The following is a 19,484-nucleotide window of genomic DNA, read 5'->3' as shown; positions in this document are numbered from 1 at the left end:
AGTTTCTACTATGCTCAGATTTTTTTTAATTGCTTTGGCAATTTTTGTTGGCTCTCAATTTTCCTTAAATGCACAGCAAAAAAATCCGCTGGAAGCGAAAAATCCAATCTTACAAAAAGCCTGGGTAGATTCTGTGTATCAAAATTTAACGCTTGATGAAAAAATTGGACAATTGTTTATGGCCGATGTTTTTTCAAGTAAAGGAAAACCAGCCGAAAACAATCTCGCTGCCTTGATAAAAAATTATCATATTGGCGGTATTATCTTTTCTAAAGGAGGTCCTGGACGTCAAGCCAAGATGCATAATCGCTTACAAGAAAAAGCTAAAGTACCTTTGTTAATTGGTATGGATGCCGAATGGGGACTGGCTATGCGTTTAGACTCCACTTATTCTTTTCCGTGGAATATGACCCTTGGCGCTATTCAAGATCCAGATTTAATTTATGAAGCCGGTAAGCAAATCGCTAAGCATAACAAACGCTTAGGAGTACATTTTAATTTTGCACCCGTAGTAGATGTAAACATAAACCCAGCAAACCCAATTATTGGTAATCGTTCTTTTGGTGAAAATGTGCAAAAAATCACTCAACAAGCTATTGCCTTTATGCAAGGGATGCATAGTGAAAATGTTTTGAGCAGCGCCAAACATTTTCCCGGACACGGCGATACCCATACCGATTCTCATAAAAGTTTGCCTTTTCTGGATTTTACTAGACAGCGATTAGATAGTGTTGAATTATTCCCCTTTAGGGAATTAATTAAGAACGGTGTTTCAAGTATAATGGTTGGCCATTTAAATGTACCTGCTTTGCAAGAAGACAATATTCCCACCTCTTTAAGTAAGGCGGTTATTACCGATCTTTTAAAAACTAGATACCAATATAAAGGCTTGATTTTTACAGATGCTTTAAATATGCGCGGAGTAGCTGATTTTGATGAACCGGGAGAAATAGACCTTGCTGCATTCAAAGCAGGAAATGATATATTATTAATCTCAGAAAATATTCCCGCAGCTCATCAACGATTAAAAGCAGCTTATGTTGAAAAAGAAATTACTGAAGAGCGTTTGGCACATTCGGTAAAAAAGATTTTAATGGCTAAATATAAAGCCGGTCTGCATGAATATAAACCTATCAAATTAGAAGGTTTACACGAAGATTTGAATGCTCACGAAAATGATGTGATTTATGAAGAATTGATAGAAAAAGCTATCACTTTAATCAAGAATGATAAAGCTATTTTACCGGTACAGGATTTAGAAAAAAAGAAAATTGCCTATGTAAAATTAGGTGAGGATTCTGGAGAAGCATTTTTGAAAACATTGAATAAATATACGCAAGTAGATGAAGTTAAGGCAGATAGCCTTAGTGAATTGCTAGAAAAACTTAAAGCTTATAACTTGGTGATCGTTGGACATCATACAGATAATGCTAATCCTTGGAAATCATATAAATACACTTTGAACGAGAAGATTTGGTTGTATGAGATTGCCAGAAAAAATGAAGTAATTCTAGCTTCTTTTGCGCGCCCATATTCTATTATCGACTTGAAAACCACCATCAATATAAATGCTATTATTTTAGGATATCAAAACAGTAAACTGGCACAAGAAAAAGTAGCTCAGGCTATATTTGGCGGTCTAAGTGTTCAAGGAAAATTGCCGGTAAGTTTAGGTAAAGAATTCCCAGAAGGTACAGGTTTTATATTATCTAAGGTGCACAGACTTTCTTATGGTATGCCAGAAAGTGTAGGTATGCGTAGTATCAATTTTAAGGAAATTGATAGCATACTAAACGATATGGTCAAAAAAAAAATGGCCCCCGGAGCGCAAGTACTCATTGCGCGAAAAGGAAGGGTGGTTTATGATAAAAATGTAGGTTTTCATACTTACGAAAAAAAAAAGCCTGTAACTAGCCAAAGCATCTACGATTTGGCATCGTTGACGAAAATTCTGGCCACCTTACCTTTGGTAATGGAGCAATATGAAAAAGGAATCTTGAACCTTGATACCACCTTGGCAGAGCTTATTGAAGATTTTAAAGATTCTAATAAGGCGAATATAGACGTAAAGAGCATGTTGAGTCATTATGCCCAATTGAAAGCCTGGATTCCATTCTATATAGGAACACTAGACAGCCTTACGAATAAAGCTTCAAAAAAATACTTTCGTAAAGAAAGAGATCTTTTACATAATATTCAAGTAGCCGATAAAATGTTTATGCGAACCGATTATGCCGATACGCTTTTTAATATCATTAAGGAAAGTCCGCTACGGACTAAGAAAAATTACAAATACAGTGATTTACCTTATTATATTCTAAAACATTATCTCGAAGAATATTATGAACAGTCTTTAGCCGATTTAACTCAAAAGCATTTTTATGAGCCTTTAGGAGCTAATTTTACAGGTTATTTACCGCTCAATCGGTTTAAAAAGCAACAAATTACTCCATCAGAAGATGATAATTATTGGCGAGAACAGCGGGTGCAAGGTTATGTTCATGATCAAGGTGCTGCTATGCAAGGTGGCGTTGGAGGGCACGCAGGATTATTTAGTAACGCTAATGATGTAGCTAAACTTATGCAGGTTTATTTAAATGGGGGTACCTATGGCGGTAAACGTTTTTTCAAACCATCTACTATAAGCAGTTTTAATACTTGCTATTATTGCGATGAAGACGTGCGTAGAGGAGTGGGGTTTGATAAACCTCAGTTAGGAACGATTGGTCCAACCTGCGGCTGTTTATCTATGAACAGTTTTGGTCATAGTGGTTTTACTGGAACTTATGCTTGGGCAGACCCAGAAGAACAAATAGTTTACGTATTTTTATCGAATAGAACTTTTCCTGATGCAGGAAATCGTTTGTTGATTACAGAAGATGTACGCACAAAAATTCAAGCAATTATATATAAAGCAATTATTAACTAGAAATTGAACAAGTGAATATAGGTATAGTATGTTATCCAACCTTTGGTGGAAGTGGTGTTGTTGCAACCGAGTTAGGAATGGCTTTAGCAAAAAAAGGACATATTGTTCATTTTATCACCTATAAACAACCAGTTAGGCTTGAACAATTGTCTAGTAATATTCATTTTCACGAGGTGAATGTGCCCGAGTATCCGCTGTTTCATTACCAACCCTATGAATTAGCACTTTCGAGCAAGCTGGTAGATATGGTAAAATTGCATAAAATAGACTTGTTGCATGTGCATTATGCTATTCCGCACGCTTACGCGGGTTATATGGCAAAGCAGATGTTAGCACAAGAAGGTATTGAGTTACCAATGGTAACCACACTTCACGGAACAGATATTACTTTGGTAGGAAATCACCCTTATTACAAGCCAGCAGTTACATTCAGCATAAACAACAGCGATTATGTAACCACAGTGTCTGAAAGTTTGAAGTTAGACACCCTTAGATTATTTGACGTGACAAGTCCTATTCAAGTAATCCCTAATTTTATAGATTCACAAAAGTACCTGAATCCAATTAGTGAATGTCAACGTTCTTTAATGGCTCAAGATGATGAACGAATAATTACTCATGTTAGTAATTTTAGAAAAGTGAAAAGAATAGATGATGTGGTTAAAATATTTTACCACATACAAAAAGAAATCAAGGCTAAACTCATTATGGTTGGAGAAGGCCCCGAAGTGCAACCCGCTAAAGAATTAGCTTATTCCTTAGGTATAAGAGATAAAATTTTATTTATGGGAGCTAGTAATGAAGTCGAAAAGATTCTATGCCTATCGGATTTATTTTTGCTACCCTCAAAAAATGAAAGCTTTGGTTTGGCGGCATTAGAAGCTATGATAAATAAAGTACCCGTAATTTCATCGAATACAGGTGGGATTCCTGAGGTGAATAAGAATGGTTTCTCAGGTTATCTTAGTGATGTAGGCGATGTTGAAGATATGGCACAAAAAGCAATTCACATCTTAAAAGAAGAAAACCTGCTGACCTTTAAAAATAATGCCTATCAGCAGGCTTTAGCGTTTGATCTTGAGAAAATTATCCCTCAATATGAAAGTGTATATCACAAGGCAATAAACCGTAAAAAGGCTTAAAATTGGTAACGTACGCCTAAAGCGATATCCGGAATAAAATTGTTCAATACATCGTAGTCATTAAAACCTATCTCAGGTCTAAAATCTAGCGAAAGCATTAAAGGGATATCAAAGTTGTATTCAATGCCTATATCACCAGCTACAAATAGAAACATGCCATCGTTTGGGCGGTAACCATTTTTGAAATAGCGATTATCTTCTACGCTGCCTAAGCCACCACCTACACCAGCATACCAGTTGAACCCGCCTTCAATATTCCAAACCCATTGGTATAAACCGGTTAGTTTAAAAGCATCAAAATAGCTATCATTTCTCCAACCCAAGTCGGCTTCAAGCCTGTTATTTGGTGAACCAATTTGTCTTTGATAACTTATTTCAGCACCAAACCCGTCGCCGCCACCTAAACGAAGACCTAGAGCATTTTCAGCGATTAAACCGCTATTCTGGGCATTAAGACCTGTAAATGAAAGAATCATTAAAAGAATTCCAGAGAAAACGAATCGTATCATACTTTTTTTTATTCAAATATATATATTTGGCTAATACTTGGGACATATGAAAAGTTTAAAAAAATCACAATTGTTAGTTTTGCAAGATTCCTTAGAAGGTGAAATTTATACTGGTGATTTATACAAAAAAATATATGCTACCGATGCCTCTGTATATAGAGAAATTCCATTGGCTGTGGCTTTTCCTAAAAGCGATGCCGATGTAGTTTTACTGATTAAATTTGCGCAAAAAAATAAAATTGCGGTAATACCTCGTGCTGCAGGTACATCCTTAGCAGGTCAAACAACAGGAAAAGGCATAGTAATTGACTGTTCCCGATACCTTAATCGCGTCATAAAAATCAACGCTGAACAAAAAAAAGCCGTGGTGCAGGGTGGGGTAGTGCGAGATGAATTGAATCAGCTTTTAAAACCGTATCAACTTTTTTTTGGTCCAAATACAAGTACCTCCAACCGCTGTACAATAGCCGGAATGATTGGTAATAATAGTAGTGGTACCACCTCTATTCAATATGGTACCACACGCGATAAACTGATTGCATTAAAGGTAGTTTTACATACTGGACAAGTGATTCGTTTAACATCAAAAAATGTTACCGAGCTCCAACACCTGCAACAGGACCAGACTTGGGAGGGTAATTTATATCGACAAATATTAAGTTTATTACAAAATTCAAATAACCAAAAAAATATTCGGGAAGTTTATCCCCATCCTGAAATTCACAGGCGTAATACGGGATATGCTCTCGATATCCTATTGAATCAAAAGCCTTTTAATGAAAAGGGTGAATCATTTAATTTAGCTAAATTAATTTGTGGTAGCGAGGGTACTTTAGCTTTTATTTTGGAAGCTGAATTGGCTTTAGATAATTTACCTCCCGCTAATGAGGCTCTGCTGGCAGTACATTTCTATAATGTGACCGATGCGCTTGAGGCTGTAGAAACGACCATGCAGTCGAATTTGTACATGTGTGAGTTGATGGATAAAACTATTTTAGATTGTACAAAAGGTCATCTAACTTATCAAGCAAGTAGATTTTTTATACAAGGTGACCCTGGAGCCATATTGCTATGTGAGCTGCGAAGTGATTCACCAGAAAGCCTTCAAAAGCAATTGAATGTTTTACAAGAAAAACTTAACCAACAAACAAGAGCTTATGCCTCGCCTGTTTTATATAACGAAGATATTCTTAAAGCAATTGAATTGCGAAAAGCGGGCTTAGGTTTATTGGCTAATCTAAAATCAAATAAGAAGGCAGTGGCTTGTATTGAAGATACAGCAGTACGCTTAACCGATCTAGCTTCCTATATTAAGGACTTCACTGCCATTATGAATAAATATCAGCAACAAGCTGTTTATTATGCTCATGCCGGAGCGGGGGAGTTACATTTAAGGCCAATATTAGATCTAAAGCAAAAAGAAGATATTGTGTTGTTTGAAAAAATAACCCGTGAAGTAGCCTTATTGGTAAAGCGATACCGTGGTTCCTTTAGTGGTGAACACGGAGACGGCAGAGTGCGTTCTCCTTTTTTACCCGAAATTTTAGGACCCCAAGTAATGAATTTATTGCAACAGGTTAAAGAATGGTTCGATCCAGATTATATCTTTAATCCGCATAAAATCATTCAGCCAAAAGCAATGACGCAAAATTTAAGGTATGATATTGCCCAGGCAAAACCTGCTCAATTGCATACAATGTTCAATTTTGGTCGTGAATTTTTGAAAGAGGTTGAGCAATGTAATGGTAGTGGTGACTGCCGAAAGGGAATAGGAGCAGGTGGAGTAATGTGCCCGAGTTATCGGGCTACCAAAAACGAGCGAGATACCACCCGGGCAAGGGCCAATTTGTTACGTGAGTTATTGACCTATCCAGACAAAAAAAATCCGCTAAGCAATAAGGCAGTAAAAGAAGTATTAAGTTTATGCGTTAGTTGTAAAGCCTGTAAAAAAGAGTGTCCATCAAATGTAGATTTGGCTACCTTTAAAAGCGAGGCCTTGTTTCATTATTTTAATAGCAATGCTAGACCTTTATCAGATTATGTTTTTGCTTATCAGCATAAATTGCTTAAAGCTTCCAAGTCGTTCAATTGGTTTATCCAAGTTAGTTGGTTTCAAAAATTTTTAAAAAAAGGTTTAGCAATCGCTCCTGAACGGGAATTGCCTTTGACTGCGAAGAAATCGCTAAGGGCAATGCTTAAAAATAGGCATAAGCAACAAATTTCAAATCAACAACCAACGCCTGTTTATTTATTTATTGATGAATTTACAGATTTGCTTGATCCTACAATAGGTTTTACAGCTTTGAAATTATTGGAAAGATTAGGCTATGATGTGGTTGTAACTGCCCATAAAGCTAGTGGACGCGCATTTTTATCTAAGGGCTTTCTTAAGCAAGCCAAAAAACTGGCCGTTTTTAATGTAAATCACTTTACAGAGATAATGCCTCACAATGCAGTATTAGTGGGTATAGAACCAAGTGCTATTTTAACTTTTAGAGATGAGTATATTAAACTGCATCCTAATCAAAAAAAAGCTAAGAAACTTGCCTTAAAAACTTTTTTATTAGAGGAATTTCTGGCAAAAGAAATCGATAGAGGACATATAAAGACTACTGCATTTTCTAAAGAAAAAAAGACGATTAAGATTCACACGCATTGCCATCAAAAAGCTTTAGGACAGTCTCAAGACACCTTTAAAATACTAAATTTACCAAAAAACTATTCCGTAAAGTTAATGGCTACAGGATGTTGTGGCATGGCGGGTTCATTTGGCTATGAAAAAGAAAATTATGCCATAAGTTTAAAAATGGCCGAGCAAAACCTAATGGGAAAATTAAAAAATTTAGATAAAGAAACCCTAATTGTGGCTAATGGTACAAGTTGCCGAGAACAGATTAAACATTGCAGCCCTATAAAAGCAAAGCACCCCATAGAGGTGCTTTATAATGCTCTTTTATAATAATCTACTTGTTTTTACTTAAAGTAATAGTTCACTATAGTTTGAGAAGAACTTTGTGATCCGCTAGTAGGAAAATTAGGCGCTATTTGTCCTAAAGCATCACTAAAATTATAATTTAAATCGCTTTCGCTAAAAATAAGACCAATGTCTTCTGCAAAGAAATTCACTTGGGTAAATACCTCTTGTTGGGGTAAGATATTTAAGGGAATAAATAAATTGGCATCAATTTTCAATTCTAACACCAAAGATGTCTTTAAGATATCCTCATACGTAATATCGCCGGCATTAAATTGGTCGATAAAAGCATTTTGAATGGTTTTTAATTCTACATCAATTGTAACCGGTACAGAAGAGCCTTCAAGTACAATAGTTTGGTCAAGTTGTTGTTTAACGCTTGATAAAACGCCTCCTGTAGACTTGTTTTTATCGTAAATAATTAGGTTTTGTATGGGTATGTTTAAATCAGTACCAGCGTCTAATCCGTCAGGGTTAAAAGAAAAATTACCATTATAAATCAATTGCCCGTTTGATTTTGTTAAGGTACCTCGACTTAAAATACCAGTGGCTACACCTTGATTGATATCGCCTTCTAAACTAGAAGTAAAGCCAAAACGGTTATCTCCTAAGGCATTAGCGGTTAATTCTTCTATAATTTTATTCTCGGCAAGGCCTGCAATTTCGTCGGTATCCTTATTTTCATACTCCCAAACATAATTATTGGATAAAGGAAAATAGTTTCCAGAATTTACATCGTTTACGTTATCCTCGTCTGAAGAACAACCGGCTAAAGCTAGGCCTAAAAAACCAATCAAAACAAATTTTAATCGCATCGTTTTATATTTTATAAGTACAAATTTAATTAAAATTTACCGATAAACACCTAGTAGTAAACACTTCTTAATGAATGAGATTATTTTAGGTTTGAATTTTGGCATTAAAAAATTACATTTGTAAAAATTGACTATGGCAGGAAATACTTTTGGCAACTTGTTTAAATTGACCACTTTTGGCGAATCTCACGGAGAGGCGCTTGGCGGTATTCTAGAGGGTTGCCCTGCTGGTGTTAGTATAGATGAAAATTTTATTGCAGACGAACTTGCCCGACGCAAACCTGGTCAATCTGCCATAACCACCCAGCGCAAAGAACAAGATAAAGTACATTTTTATTCGGGTATTTTTGAGGGCAAAACCACTGGTACGCCTATCGGTTTTGTCATTTACAACACCAACCAGAAGTCAAAAGATTACGATCATATAAAGTCGGTTTATCGTCCCAGTCACGCTGATTTTACCTACGATAAAAAATATGGCATTCGCGATTATCGCGGTGGAGGCCGCTCAAGTGCCAGAGAAACGGCTTGTCGTGTGGTAGGGGGTGCTATCGCCAAGTTGTATTTAAAAAACATCTCATTTTTTGCCTATACCACTCAGGTAGGATCCATTCAATTGGATGCAAACGAAGGCCTAAATAGGGAGGAACGTGAAAAAAATCCGGTAAGGGTGCCTCACGCTCAAAAAGCAATGGAGATGGAGCGTCTAATTAAAAAAATACGTAAAGAGGGAGATACTATTGGGGGTGTTGTGGCTTGTGAAATTAAGGGACTTCCGGCCGGGTTAGGCGAACCGGTTTTTGATAAACTGCACGCTCAACTGGGAAAAGCAATGCTATCAATCAATGCGGTAAAAGGCTTTGAAATAGGAAGCGGTTTTGCAGCGGCTACTATGCGCGGTTCAGAGCACAACGATCTTTTTAATACCGACTTAAGTACCCAAACCAATTATAGTGGCGGCGTACAAGGTGGCATTAGCAACGGTATGCCCATTCACTTTAGGGTTGCTTTTAAACCTGTTGCCACACTTATGCAAAAACAAAACACGGTTGACACCAACCAAAAAGCGGTGGTTATGCAAGGCAAAGGTAGACACGACCCTTGTGTGGTTCCACGGGCAGTTCCTATAGTTGAAGCGATGGCAGCATTGGTCGTTGCCGATTTTGATTTGTTACAAAAAAGATTTACTAAATAATAATTGATATTTAATGAAAAAACTTGCACTGCATTGGCAAATTATTATCGGTATGGTAGCCGGTGTGCTTTTTGCCTTAGTACTTAGTAATTTTAGTTGGGGACCCACTTTTATACAGGATTGGATAAAACCTTTTGGAAACATTTTTATCAATGCTTTGAAACTAATTGCGGTACCCTTAATATTAGCTTCTCTGATTAAAGGAGTATCAGATTTGAAAGATATATCAAAACTCTCCCAAATGGGCTTGCGTACTATTTTAACCTATGTGTTAACCACGGTTATAGCGGTAAGTATAGGTTTGGGTGCAGTGAATTTAATTAAGCCCGGTCATAGCATCACCGAAGAAACGCGAGAAGAATTGATTGCCAATTATGATGGCGATGCCGAATTAAAACGTAAAGACGCACAAAAACAAAAAGAAGCGGGTCCGTTGCAAGCTCTTGAAGATATTGTACCCTCTAACATCGTAGGTGCAGCCGGGAAGAATGAAAATATGCTGCAGGTTATTTTCTTTGCCATCTTTTTTGGTATCGGACTCATTTTAATTCCTGAAAAACAAGCGCAACCCGTGAAAGATTTCTTTGACGGATTTAATGAGGTGATTCTTAAAATGATAGATATTATTATGCTTTTTGCTCCCTATGGAGTTTTTGCGCTATTAGCAGCCTTGGTAGTCGAGTCACCTAGTACCGATTTATTTGCTGCATTGGGTATGTATACGCTCACGGTAATTTTAGGTTTATTGCTTATGATCTGTTTTTATATCCTCATTGTTTGGTTATTCACCAAACGCTCGCCTAAGTTTTTTGTAGATGGCATCTCACCTGCACAATTATTGGCATTTTCAACCAGTTCTAGCGCGGCAACCTTACCGGTAACTATGGAGAGGGTAGAAGAGCACTTAGGAGTTGAAAAAGAGGTGAGTAGTTTTGTTTTGCCTATAGGAGCTACCATTAATATGGATGGTACTAGCTTATACCAAGCCGTTGCGGCTGTTTTTATTGCACAAGCTTTTGGTATGGATTTAAGTTTGGGTGCCCAATTAGGCATAATTGCTACCGCTACTTTGGCATCAATTGGCTCGGCTGCGGTACCGGGTGCTGGTATGGTTATGCTGGTGATTGTATTGGCTCAAGCGGGTATTCCAGAAGCTGGCTTAGCGCTTATTTTTGCGGTAGATCGACCCTTAGACATGTGCAGAACAACGGTAAATGTGACTGGAGATGCTTCGGTTTCTATGCTAGTAGCCAAAGCAGTAGGAAAATTAAAAGACCGTCCCTTTGTAAAAAATTGGGATGACCATTATAAGAAATAACCGCTTAGCAAGAGGCATTTTGTTTATTAATTAATAAAATTTATATCTTTACAGCTGTAATTCAGGATTTATGAAAAAAATACTACCCTTTATTTTGTGCAATCTGCTGGCTTTGGCAAGTTTTGCACAAATAGGAATTAATACCGATAGTCCAAGCCCGGCGGCTGCACTTGAAATAAAAAGCAGTTACAATAATAAAAATTATGGCGGCTTGTTGATTCCTACCGTAGATAAAAGCGGGCGTGATGACATCTCAAACAAAATCGGCCCTACTGATGATGGAATGATTATTTACTATGTAGATAATAATACAAATGAACGTTGTTTACAAATCTATGATGGATTTAACGGCAGTTGGGCAAACGTTTATTGTATGCCAACCAACTATGCTCCCACCGCGAGCAATGTGTTTATCTCAGGTATAATTGAAGACACCCAAAAGTTAACGGCGAATTATACTTATAGTGATATTGAAAATGATGCAGAGGGAACTACCACTTTTGAATGGTTTATTGCCGATGATGCTCAAGGAACCAATACAACATCTTTAGGGGTAAACGCTAACGACTACACCCTGCAAACGGCAGATGTAGGTAAATTTATCTTTGTACGCGTAACCCCTGTTGCCTCAACAGGAGAACTTATTGGTAGCCCTGTAGATTCCCCATTACGTGGCCCTATTAAAAACCAAGGCGGCGTAGCCAGCGATTTGTTTATTTCTGAATATGTAGAAGGAAGTAGCAATAATAAAATCATAGAAATTGCTAATTTCACTGGGCAAGATGTAGATTTAAGTGATTATCACCTTAGAATATTTAGAGATAATGGTACCCTCGATAGCAAAATTTCTCTAACATCTAACACGATAATAGATGGTGATGTTTTTGTTATTGCCAATTTAAACAATACTTTAGCAACTGGAGAGGTTGACGATCAACGAGGTAATCTTGATTTTAATGGTGATGATTCGGTTTTATTGTATTATTCCTCAGGAGGCACGGATACCTTAATTGATATTATAGGTCCAGATTCATTAATAAACGACCCTAATCCTAATCCAAATTTTGCTCAGAACGTTACTTTACGAAGAAAACCTGGTTTTGGTCCAAGTACGACTTATGACAGTAATGACTTTGATAGCTATTCTATAGACGATGCATCAGGTATAGGTTCACACACTTATTAATATGAAAAATTTTTATTACATATTTATATTTTTATTGTGCCATATTGCCACGGCTCAAGTAGGTTTTAATACCGATAATCCTTCTACGGCTAGTACCCTGCATATAGAAGCAGAATACAGCACTGGGGCATTTGGCGGTTTAAAGTTACCCGTAGTCACCCTAACTCAAAGAAATAATATTAGAGTCGATGCTGAAACTATGCGTGACGATGGTTTAATGGTGTATGTACACGATGAAATTAGCAACACCTTCTGCTGGCAAATTTATGATGCCAAAATAGGAGAGTGGAATAACATTCAATGCTTTACCAAAACTTGCGGTGGTACACCTTTGTTTTCAGAAAATTTTCAAGCTTATACTTTAAATACTGGAATAACTGGTACAGACCCTGCCAGTGGTGATTATCCTACTATTAATTTTGAGTTAACTAGTTTTACAGCTGGTACTAGTACAGCGAGCTATCCTGGAACGCTAGTTAATGCCGATGATTATGCTAAGGTTGTTGATACTTCTAGCGATAAATACTTATCTTTTAGAGATACTGGGGGGCCATTGCGCTATACCACCATACCTGCAATTGATATTGTGGGCTATGCTAATGTAAGTTTTAGTATAGACATTAGTTCAGCCAGCACTCTAGAATATGATGATACCAACCACACCGATGATTTTAATTGTACAGGAGGCAACGATTATGTTGATGTAGAATATTCTTTAAATGGTGGTCAAACCTTTATTGAGGTGCCTAATTATAACGGGCAAGGTAACGCCAATCATACTTTTATTGGTAATATAGCTCCAACAACGCTTAGCGTGAGTAATTTAGTAGGGAGTAGTTTAATTATTAGGGTACGGGTGCAGAACAATGAGGATGATGAATTAATTTCTATAGATAATGTGAGCGTTACTTGTGGAAATTAACTTTACTTAAATATAAAAATCGGCTGTGCGAATACCTGCCGATTTTTTTTAACTTATTTAAACTACTTATAAAAATTTAGCGGCTTCATTTTCAGTGGGCAATCTGCAGGTATTTTTTTTTCCGAACCAACGGTATCGGTTTTTAGCTACAATATCATAAATCATATTTCTAAAACCTGAAGGCAGAAATTTAAAATAACTTATTACTTTCGGCCAACCCTTTAATTCGGCTGCTATTGCTAAGGCGGCATCAGATTTTATTTCATAAGTATTTCCTGGATCAATATATACGATAGAATCAATTTTTTGCGTATCTATTCCGCGCTCAGCGAGCAATTGCATTCCGAAATCGCTTTGTAGAGAAGCAAACCGAAAAACGTCTTTGGTATCTCGCTTTATAATAAAATCTACACTAGTGTTGCAAAGATTACAAACGCCATCAAACAAAATAATTTTTTTATTTACTGGTAATTCCTTTCTCATTTTTTTGCTTTTTGAACTAACTCTAATTGTTTTAGAGGAGTTTCGGTGGTAAACATTCCGTAATTTACCAATGCTTTTCCTTTTTCGATACGGTCTATTGTTCCAATAGAGCGACTACCTTCTAAACGCACCCGATCATTAATACCAAAAGATGCCAATTGCTTTACCGTATTCTCTTTTGCTTTTTTCTCTTCTTTCTTTTTTTCTTCTTTTTTCTTCTGTCTTATTTTCTCTATTTTTTGCTGCGCTTCTTGTGCCAATTTCTTTTTAGCTGCAGCCTGTTTTTGCTTTTCCTTTTTATTGGCTTTTTTGCGCTTAGAATTTTCTATAGCCACTAGTTTAAGAAATTCTGCTACCATTTCTTTTTTCTTCTTGTTTTCAAAGAATCCTTTGGCTAAGTCCTCAAATTTTTGACCTAAATAAATCAACTTTTGGTTACCATCATATAGCTCTTGAAAACCCTCTAACTTTTCTTGAATCCGCTTGTTGGTCTCGTCTAGTTTTTGTTTTTCCTTTTGCGCTACAAGTTCTTTTTCTTTAAGTGAGGTGGTAGTTTTAACCAATTTTGAGCGTTCTTGTTGCAATTTAGCGATGCTTTTATCAAAACGCAATTTACCACGTTCAACCTTCTTTTTAGAGCGGTTGATTAAACTAAAAGGGATACCATTTTTTTGTGCTACTTCAAAAGTAAAAGAACTTCCTGCTTCACCCAAATGCAATTTAAACCGAGGTTCTAAAGTTTTTGCATCAAAAAGCATATTGGCATTGCTAATCCCTGGCGTTTCTTGGGCCATTCGTTTTAAATTGGCATAATGCGTTGTGATAATACCGTATGACTTTTTCTCATAAAAAACCTCTAAAAAGGTTTCGGCTAATGCACCACCCAATTCAGGATCACTTCCCGTTCCAAATTCATCGATAAGAAACAAGGTATGCGCATCGCATTGTTTTAAAAAATACCGCATATTTTTTAGTCGATACGAGTAAGTGCTCAAGTGGTTTTCAATACTTTGATTGTCGCCAATATCGGTTAAAACTTTATTAAAAAAGCACATTCGTGAATATTCGTGAACAGGAACCAACATACCAGCCTGTAACATCAACTGTAAAAGGCCAACGGTTTTTAAGCTAATACTTTTACCGCCCGCATTGGGTCCAGAGATTACTACGATATGATTTTGTTCATTTAATTGAATACTTTGCGGATAGGTTTTGGCTCCCTTAGCTTGATTGCTAAGTAATAGTAACGGATGATACGCCTCCTTTAAATCTAATTCTTGATCTTCAGATAGAATAGGTAAAACGCCGTTCATGCGCTTGGCATATTTTACCTTTGCCGCAGTTAAATCTATAAAACTTAAAAAATCCTGATAGGCTTTTAACAGCTTTACATGCGGCCTTATGGTATTGGTCAATGTTTTTAAGATGCGTCTGATTTCTTCTTTTTCTTCAAACACTAAATTGCCTAATTCCCGTTCAAGATTCAAAGTGCGTTCGGGCTGAATATATATGATACTTCCCGTTTTAGAGCTCCCTAGCACAGCGCCTTTCACTTTTTTTCTATGCATAGCCGTTACCGCTAAAACCCGAATGTTATCGACTACACTTTCTTTAATATCGGCTAAAAAGCCCAAAGAATTATAATGTCCTAGTGCAGAATTAAAACTACTGTTTAATTGGTCTTGAACGGCTTGAATAGAGCGTCTAACTTGTTGTAGCAGGGCAGAAGCCTCACTGCGTACTTCTCCGTATTCATCAACAATAGCCGATATGTCTTGCTCAATTTGAGTAGTATAATAAACCTCCTGACTGCGCTGGTACAAATTAGGGTAAAGTTCTTGATATTTGTGGAAATACCTAAGCTGAATATTTGTGGTTTGTGCCAAAGAAAAAATCTTTCGAAAACCCAGCAATTCCAAAACACTATTTTCTAGCTTCAATAGCTTAATTTCTTTGTCTACCGCATCAAAGCCGTGATTAGGAACGGGTTTCTCTTCAAAAGCCGAAGATTTGTATTCTTGGGTTTGAAATAGCGACTGCTTACTAGCTTCAACGCTAGGGTAGGGTTTTAAATTTAAAGCTAGATCTTTACCATTACTGGTAATACAAGCCTCGGCAAGTTGTTTGCCAATTTGATTAAACTCTAAATCTGTTAGTGTTTTTTCTGAAATCTTAATCATAGTTTTTCTACATTCGTAGTCGGTACAAATTTAAATAAATTATTGATGGAATTTACTTTAAGTGAGCGATGGACAAAGGTATTGGAAAAAGAATTTACAAAAGATTACTTTACGGATTTAACTTCATTTTTAAATGATGTTTATCACAACAAAACTTGTTACCCTGCTCAAGAATCTATTTTTAGAGCATTTGATTTGTGCGATTTTAATGAAACTAGGGTAGTTATTTTAGGGCAAGATCCTTATCACGGACCTGGCCAAGCCGATGGATTAGCTTTTTCTGTACCCAATGGTATAAAGGCACCTCCTAGTTTGCGAAACATAATTAAAGAAATTGAGGAGGATATACAAGCAAAACCTCATATTACAACCGATTTAAGTGCGTGGGCGCAGCAAGGTGTACTTTTGTTAAACGCAAGTTTAAGCGTAGAAGAGAAAAAACCCGGTAGCCACTTAAAAATGGGGTGGGAGCAATTTACAGATGCTTGTATACAAGCTATTTCTAAAGAAAAAAGTGGTGTAATTTTTATGCTCTGGGGCGGATTTGCTCAGAAAAAGAAAAAATTAATAGATGTTGAAAAACACCATGTACTCCTTAGCGGGCATCCTTCTCCTTTAAGTGCCAATAGAGGCTATTGGTTTGGAAACAAGCATTTTAGTAAAGCTAACGAAATTTTAATCCGTAAAGGAGGAAATCCTATACAATGGTAGATTATTCAACACCATACTTTTCGGCGTCTGGCTGCTTCTCCAATTTATTTCTGCTGAAAAGAAATAAAATCAAATTTAAAAACAACAATACTGCTAAAACAATTAAAAAAACGATCATAATCTCTGGCCTTTACTCACTAGATGCAAAAAAGGCGCAAAGGTTGCGTTAATTTTTAAACTACACAAATATCTTGATGTTTTGAACTTGAATTTATTAAACCTAAGGCTAATAACTCTTTTTGAATTTCCTCTAATTCAGCCTCACTTAATTTATTTTGACTCCACTCCGTTTGATTAAGCCATTTTTCAACATCCGTTTTATCGAGTTTATATTTTTCGGCAATTTCATCGACTAAATCGGTTTGTTCTTTCAAATCGGCTGATAGTTGATTAATCACATTTAGAAGACTTTCAAGTAAGTCTTTATTATTTTGTATGAATGCTTCTTTTGCTACCAATACAAAACATGGCCAAGGCGTTGGGATGTCTCCCAGGCGTCTAAAAATTTTTTGATCTACAAAAGGCTTAGTTGTAAAATGTTCCCATAAAAAATACTGGGCTTGATCTTGGGGTAGGGCTTTTAAGGCTCCGTTTAAGTTCTTTACGTTTTCGAACGTTAACTTTTCTAAATCCCAATTTTGTTGTTTGGCATGCACAAAAGCCATGAGATGACTACCCGAACCACGTCGGCTTATGGCAGCTTTTTTACCCCTCAACTGGTCTACATTGGTAAAAGTAGAATTCTCAGCCACGTGAATTCCCCACATTAGTGGCGTATCAACAAATTTTTGTAAAATTTGAAAGGGGTAGTTTTGTTCTATAGCCTGTATAGCACTTTCGGTAAGCATAATGGCAATATTTATGTCATCATTGGCTAGGGATTCAATTAATTGGCCCGAACCACCATAAAAGTCTTCCCAAACCACCTTAATGTCTTTAGATTTAAATTTTCCCTGCTCCATTGCTTTATGCCAAGGAAAGTTGAAATGCTCGGGCACACCACCGATTTTTATTTCTTTCATGCTTTGTGTTTTTCTTTTAAATAGGAGTAAATTTTAACTTGAGAGCGTATAGGTTTCTCTCCTTGGGCTTGGGTTACATACCTATTATCCTCCAAATAATCTTGAATACGTGCTTTTTGATTATCTTGAAATTGTAAATTTAATATTTCCCGTAGCTCTTTAAAAATAGAATCGTCTATAATTGGTAAAAGTACTTCGATCCGTCTATCTAAGTTACGTTCCATCCAATCTGCGCTTCCCATATACATTTTAGGATTTCCATTATTATGAAAAACATAAATTCTACCGTGTTCTAAATAATTATCAAGAATACTGGTTATATAAATATTTTCACTAAGTCCTTTTACTCCGGCACGCAAACAAGTAAATCCGCGCACCAGCAACCTTACCTTTACACCGCTTTGACTCGCTCTATAGAGTAAATTAATAATTTCTTGATCTTCAAGTGAATTTAGTTTAGCTTCTATTTTGGCTTCATTACCCGCCCGTGCGTTATCAATTTCTTGCAATATTAATTGCGTAAAGGTTCTGCGCGTGTTGAACGGAGATATGAGTAGGTGATTCGCCCGGGGTATAATCAATTCTCCTTCAAGAACTTTAAATAATCTATCCAATTCTTTTGTGGCTTTTTCGTGAGCAGTAAAAATGCCATGATCACAATAGATTTTACTGGTTTCGCTATTAAAATTACCGGTACCTATGTAGGCATAGCGGCATTTCTCACCATTTTCAATTCGGTTGATTAGAAAAACCTTAGAATGTACTTTAATTTTAGGATAGCTATAAATCACCTTGGCTCCTAATTTTTCAAATTTTCGCCCCCAAATGATATTGTTTTCTTCGTCAAAACGTGCTTTAGCTTCAATAAAAACCGTAACCGTTATGCCATTTTTAATTGCTTTAATCAAAGAGCTGGTTAGTTTAGATTCATCGGCAACACGGTAAAGAGATATTTTAATATCGGTAACCGATTGGTCTTGGGCGGCTTGTTCTAAGAATTCTTCAACTACAGTAAAATCCATATAAGGAAAATGAACCAAAACATCTTTGTTTTGCACCACTTTAAAGTAATCTTCTTGATTAAGAAAAGCTTTGTGTTTCAAAGGCTTTAATTTCTCTTTTTTTAAATTTAGCTTATTTTCAGGAATAGGAAAATCAAAAAAATCACTAAAGTTATGGTAACGGCCACCAGGCATTAAGTCTACTTTACCTAATTGAAGATGCTTGCGTAAGGCTTTTAAGGGCTTTTGAGGAATGGTGGCATCGTAGAGTAGGCGAGTAGGTTGCCCATTGGTGCGTTGAGCTAAAGAATCATATATTTTTTCGGCTAATTCACCATCATATTTGTCTTCAATGTATAATTCAGCATCACGCGACATTTTTATTTCGTAAATCCCTTCAATTTGTTCTCCAGGGAATACCTCATTCATCTTCAATCTTATAATATCATCGATAAACGTTATATAATAGCCTTTACTTTTATCATTAAAAACGTAAAACCTACCGAAATCTGGAAAGGGTATATTGACAAGACCTGCGTTATTATCTCCCTTAAAATTTACAAAGAAATATATGGTGTCGTTTTCTAAGAAAACAGGCTTTTCTTCGTTAAAGGAAATAATTTGAGCAACTAATTTAGGTTTAAGTACGTTTTGAAACAGTAGCTTTGCTTCATTAGTTTGTTTTGGATTATAATCTTTTTCATTTAATAGAAATATTCCATTTTGAGCCAAATCGGGTATTATTTCATCGTGAAAAACTTTTCCAAAATCGGCTTGCATGGCTTTAACCTCGGTTAAAATTTGCTTTACCTTTTTATTGGGTTTAAAGACCAATTTTTTTCGTAAACTTTTCTCAACTTTTTTAATTTGGCGCAACTGAGAAACCCGAACTCTAAAATACTCATCTAAATTAGAGGAAAAAATCGCCAAAAACTTAATGCGTTCATATAACGGATTCACACGGTCTTGGGCTTCTTGCAAAACGCGCTTATTAAAATTTAGCCAATCTAAGTCCCTGTGTTTATAATTTTCGTCGTGGCTTTGTTTCATTTTTTGAATTTGCTCAAAACTACTAATAAAAAGGAGGGGATATTTTT

14 protein-coding genes are annotated in these 19,484 nt (G+C 36.3%); 8 read left to right on the top strand and 6 right to left on the bottom strand.

The features are described 5' to 3' along the window. Positions 1–10 precede the first annotated feature (10 nt). Together ACFSQ0_RS04050 and bshA are read left to right on the top strand one after the other, a co-directional pair. Entirely contained in the window at positions 11–2,929 is a 2,919-nt protein-coding gene (locus tag ACFSQ0_RS04050) for a glycoside hydrolase family 3 N-terminal domain-containing protein (protein ID WP_379044487.1), read from the top strand. A gap of 11 nt (positions 2,930–2,940) precedes the next feature. Then, the gene (gene bshA / locus ACFSQ0_RS04045) at positions 2,941–4,071 is read left to right on the top strand and encodes an N-acetyl-alpha-D-glucosaminyl L-malate synthase BshA (protein ID WP_379044484.1); all 1,131 of its coding nucleotides are present in this window, start codon (positions 2,941–2,943) and stop codon (positions 4,069–4,071) included. On the opposite strand, the gene ACFSQ0_RS04040 is transcribed toward bshA, so the two are convergent. Beyond that, a complete protein-coding gene (locus ACFSQ0_RS04040) occupies positions 4,068–4,580 on the bottom strand; it encodes a hypothetical protein (protein WP_379044481.1) in 513 nt (170 codons plus the stop codon). The genes bshA and ACFSQ0_RS04040 overlap by 4 nt on opposite strands. Positions 4,581–4,626: 46 nt before the next feature. Here ACFSQ0_RS04040 and ACFSQ0_RS04035 point away from each other — a divergent pair, with 46 nt between their 5' ends. Next, entirely contained in the window at positions 4,627–7,539 is a 2,913-nt protein-coding gene (locus ACFSQ0_RS04035; RefSeq protein WP_379044478.1) for an FAD-binding and (Fe-S)-binding domain-containing protein, read from the top strand. 14 nt (positions 7,540–7,553) lie between these two features. Here the strand turns inward: ACFSQ0_RS04035 and ACFSQ0_RS04030 are convergent, their stop codons facing one another. Further along, positions 7,554–8,369, bottom strand: coding sequence for a hypothetical protein (locus ACFSQ0_RS04030; protein WP_379044475.1), 816 nt, complete (start codon positions 8,367–8,369; stop codon positions 7,554–7,556). A gap of 133 nt (positions 8,370–8,502) precedes the next feature. Here ACFSQ0_RS04030 and aroC point away from each other — a divergent pair, with 133 nt between their 5' ends. From aroC to ACFSQ0_RS04010, 4 genes are all read left to right on the top strand, one after another. Beyond that, positions 8,503–9,564 (top strand): chorismate synthase, encoded by a 1,062-nt coding sequence (gene aroC / locus ACFSQ0_RS04025; protein ID WP_379044472.1) that lies wholly within the window; start codon positions 8,503–8,505, stop codon positions 9,562–9,564. A gap of 13 nt (positions 9,565–9,577) precedes the next feature. Beyond that, complete coding sequence (locus ACFSQ0_RS04020; RefSeq protein WP_379044470.1) at positions 9,578–10,882, top strand: dicarboxylate/amino acid:cation symporter; 1,305 nt, start codon at positions 9,578–9,580, stop codon at positions 10,880–10,882. Between the two features lie 70 nt (positions 10,883–10,952). Continuing rightward, positions 10,953–12,068 carry a lamin tail domain-containing protein gene (locus ACFSQ0_RS04015; RefSeq protein ID WP_379044467.1) on the top strand — a complete coding sequence of 372 codons (1,116 nt, stop codon included), beginning with the start codon at positions 10,953–10,955 and terminating at the stop codon, positions 12,066–12,068. A 1-nt stretch (position 12,069) separates the two neighbouring features. Then, a complete protein-coding gene (locus ACFSQ0_RS04010) occupies positions 12,070–12,990 on the top strand; it encodes a hypothetical protein (protein WP_379044464.1) in 921 nt (306 codons plus the stop codon). Between the two features lie 66 nt (positions 12,991–13,056). On the opposite strand, the gene ACFSQ0_RS04005 is transcribed toward ACFSQ0_RS04010, so the two are convergent. Together ACFSQ0_RS04005 and ACFSQ0_RS04000 are read right to left on the bottom strand one after the other, a co-directional pair. After that, a complete protein-coding gene (locus ACFSQ0_RS04005; RefSeq protein ID WP_379044461.1) occupies positions 13,057–13,473 on the bottom strand; it encodes a thiol-disulfide oxidoreductase DCC family protein in 417 nt (138 codons plus the stop codon). Further along, positions 13,470–15,653 (bottom strand): endonuclease MutS2, encoded by a 2,184-nt coding sequence (locus tag ACFSQ0_RS04000; RefSeq protein ID WP_379044458.1) that lies wholly within the window; start codon positions 15,651–15,653, stop codon positions 13,470–13,472. The genes ACFSQ0_RS04005 and ACFSQ0_RS04000 overlap by 4 nt, the downstream gene beginning before the upstream one ends. A 45-nt stretch (positions 15,654–15,698) precedes the next feature. On the opposite strand from ACFSQ0_RS04000, the gene ACFSQ0_RS03995 reads away from it, so the two are divergent. After that, positions 15,699–16,364, top strand: coding sequence for a uracil-DNA glycosylase (locus ACFSQ0_RS03995; RefSeq protein WP_379044455.1), 666 nt, complete (start codon positions 15,699–15,701; stop codon positions 16,362–16,364). A 173-nt stretch (positions 16,365–16,537) separates the two neighbouring features. On the opposite strand, the gene ACFSQ0_RS03990 is transcribed toward ACFSQ0_RS03995, so the two are convergent. Together ACFSQ0_RS03990 and ppk1 are read right to left on the bottom strand one after the other, a co-directional pair. Continuing rightward, the gene (locus ACFSQ0_RS03990) at positions 16,538–17,386 is read right to left on the bottom strand and encodes a substrate-binding domain-containing protein (protein ID WP_379044452.1); all 849 of its coding nucleotides are present in this window, start codon (positions 17,384–17,386) and stop codon (positions 16,538–16,540) included. Further along, the gene (gene ppk1, locus ACFSQ0_RS03985; protein ID WP_379044449.1) at positions 17,383–19,437 is read right to left on the bottom strand and encodes a polyphosphate kinase 1; all 2,055 of its coding nucleotides are present in this window, start codon (positions 19,435–19,437) and stop codon (positions 17,383–17,385) included. The genes ACFSQ0_RS03990 and ppk1 overlap by 4 nt, the downstream gene beginning before the upstream one ends. Between the last annotated feature and the right edge of the window lie 47 nt (positions 19,438–19,484).

This window comes from Mesonia sediminis, assembly GCF_042684705.1.
Taxonomy (GTDB): Bacteria; Bacteroidota; Bacteroidia; order Flavobacteriales; family Flavobacteriaceae; genus Mesonia; species Mesonia sediminis.
This window is presented reverse-complemented; position numbering and strand designations above follow the sequence as displayed.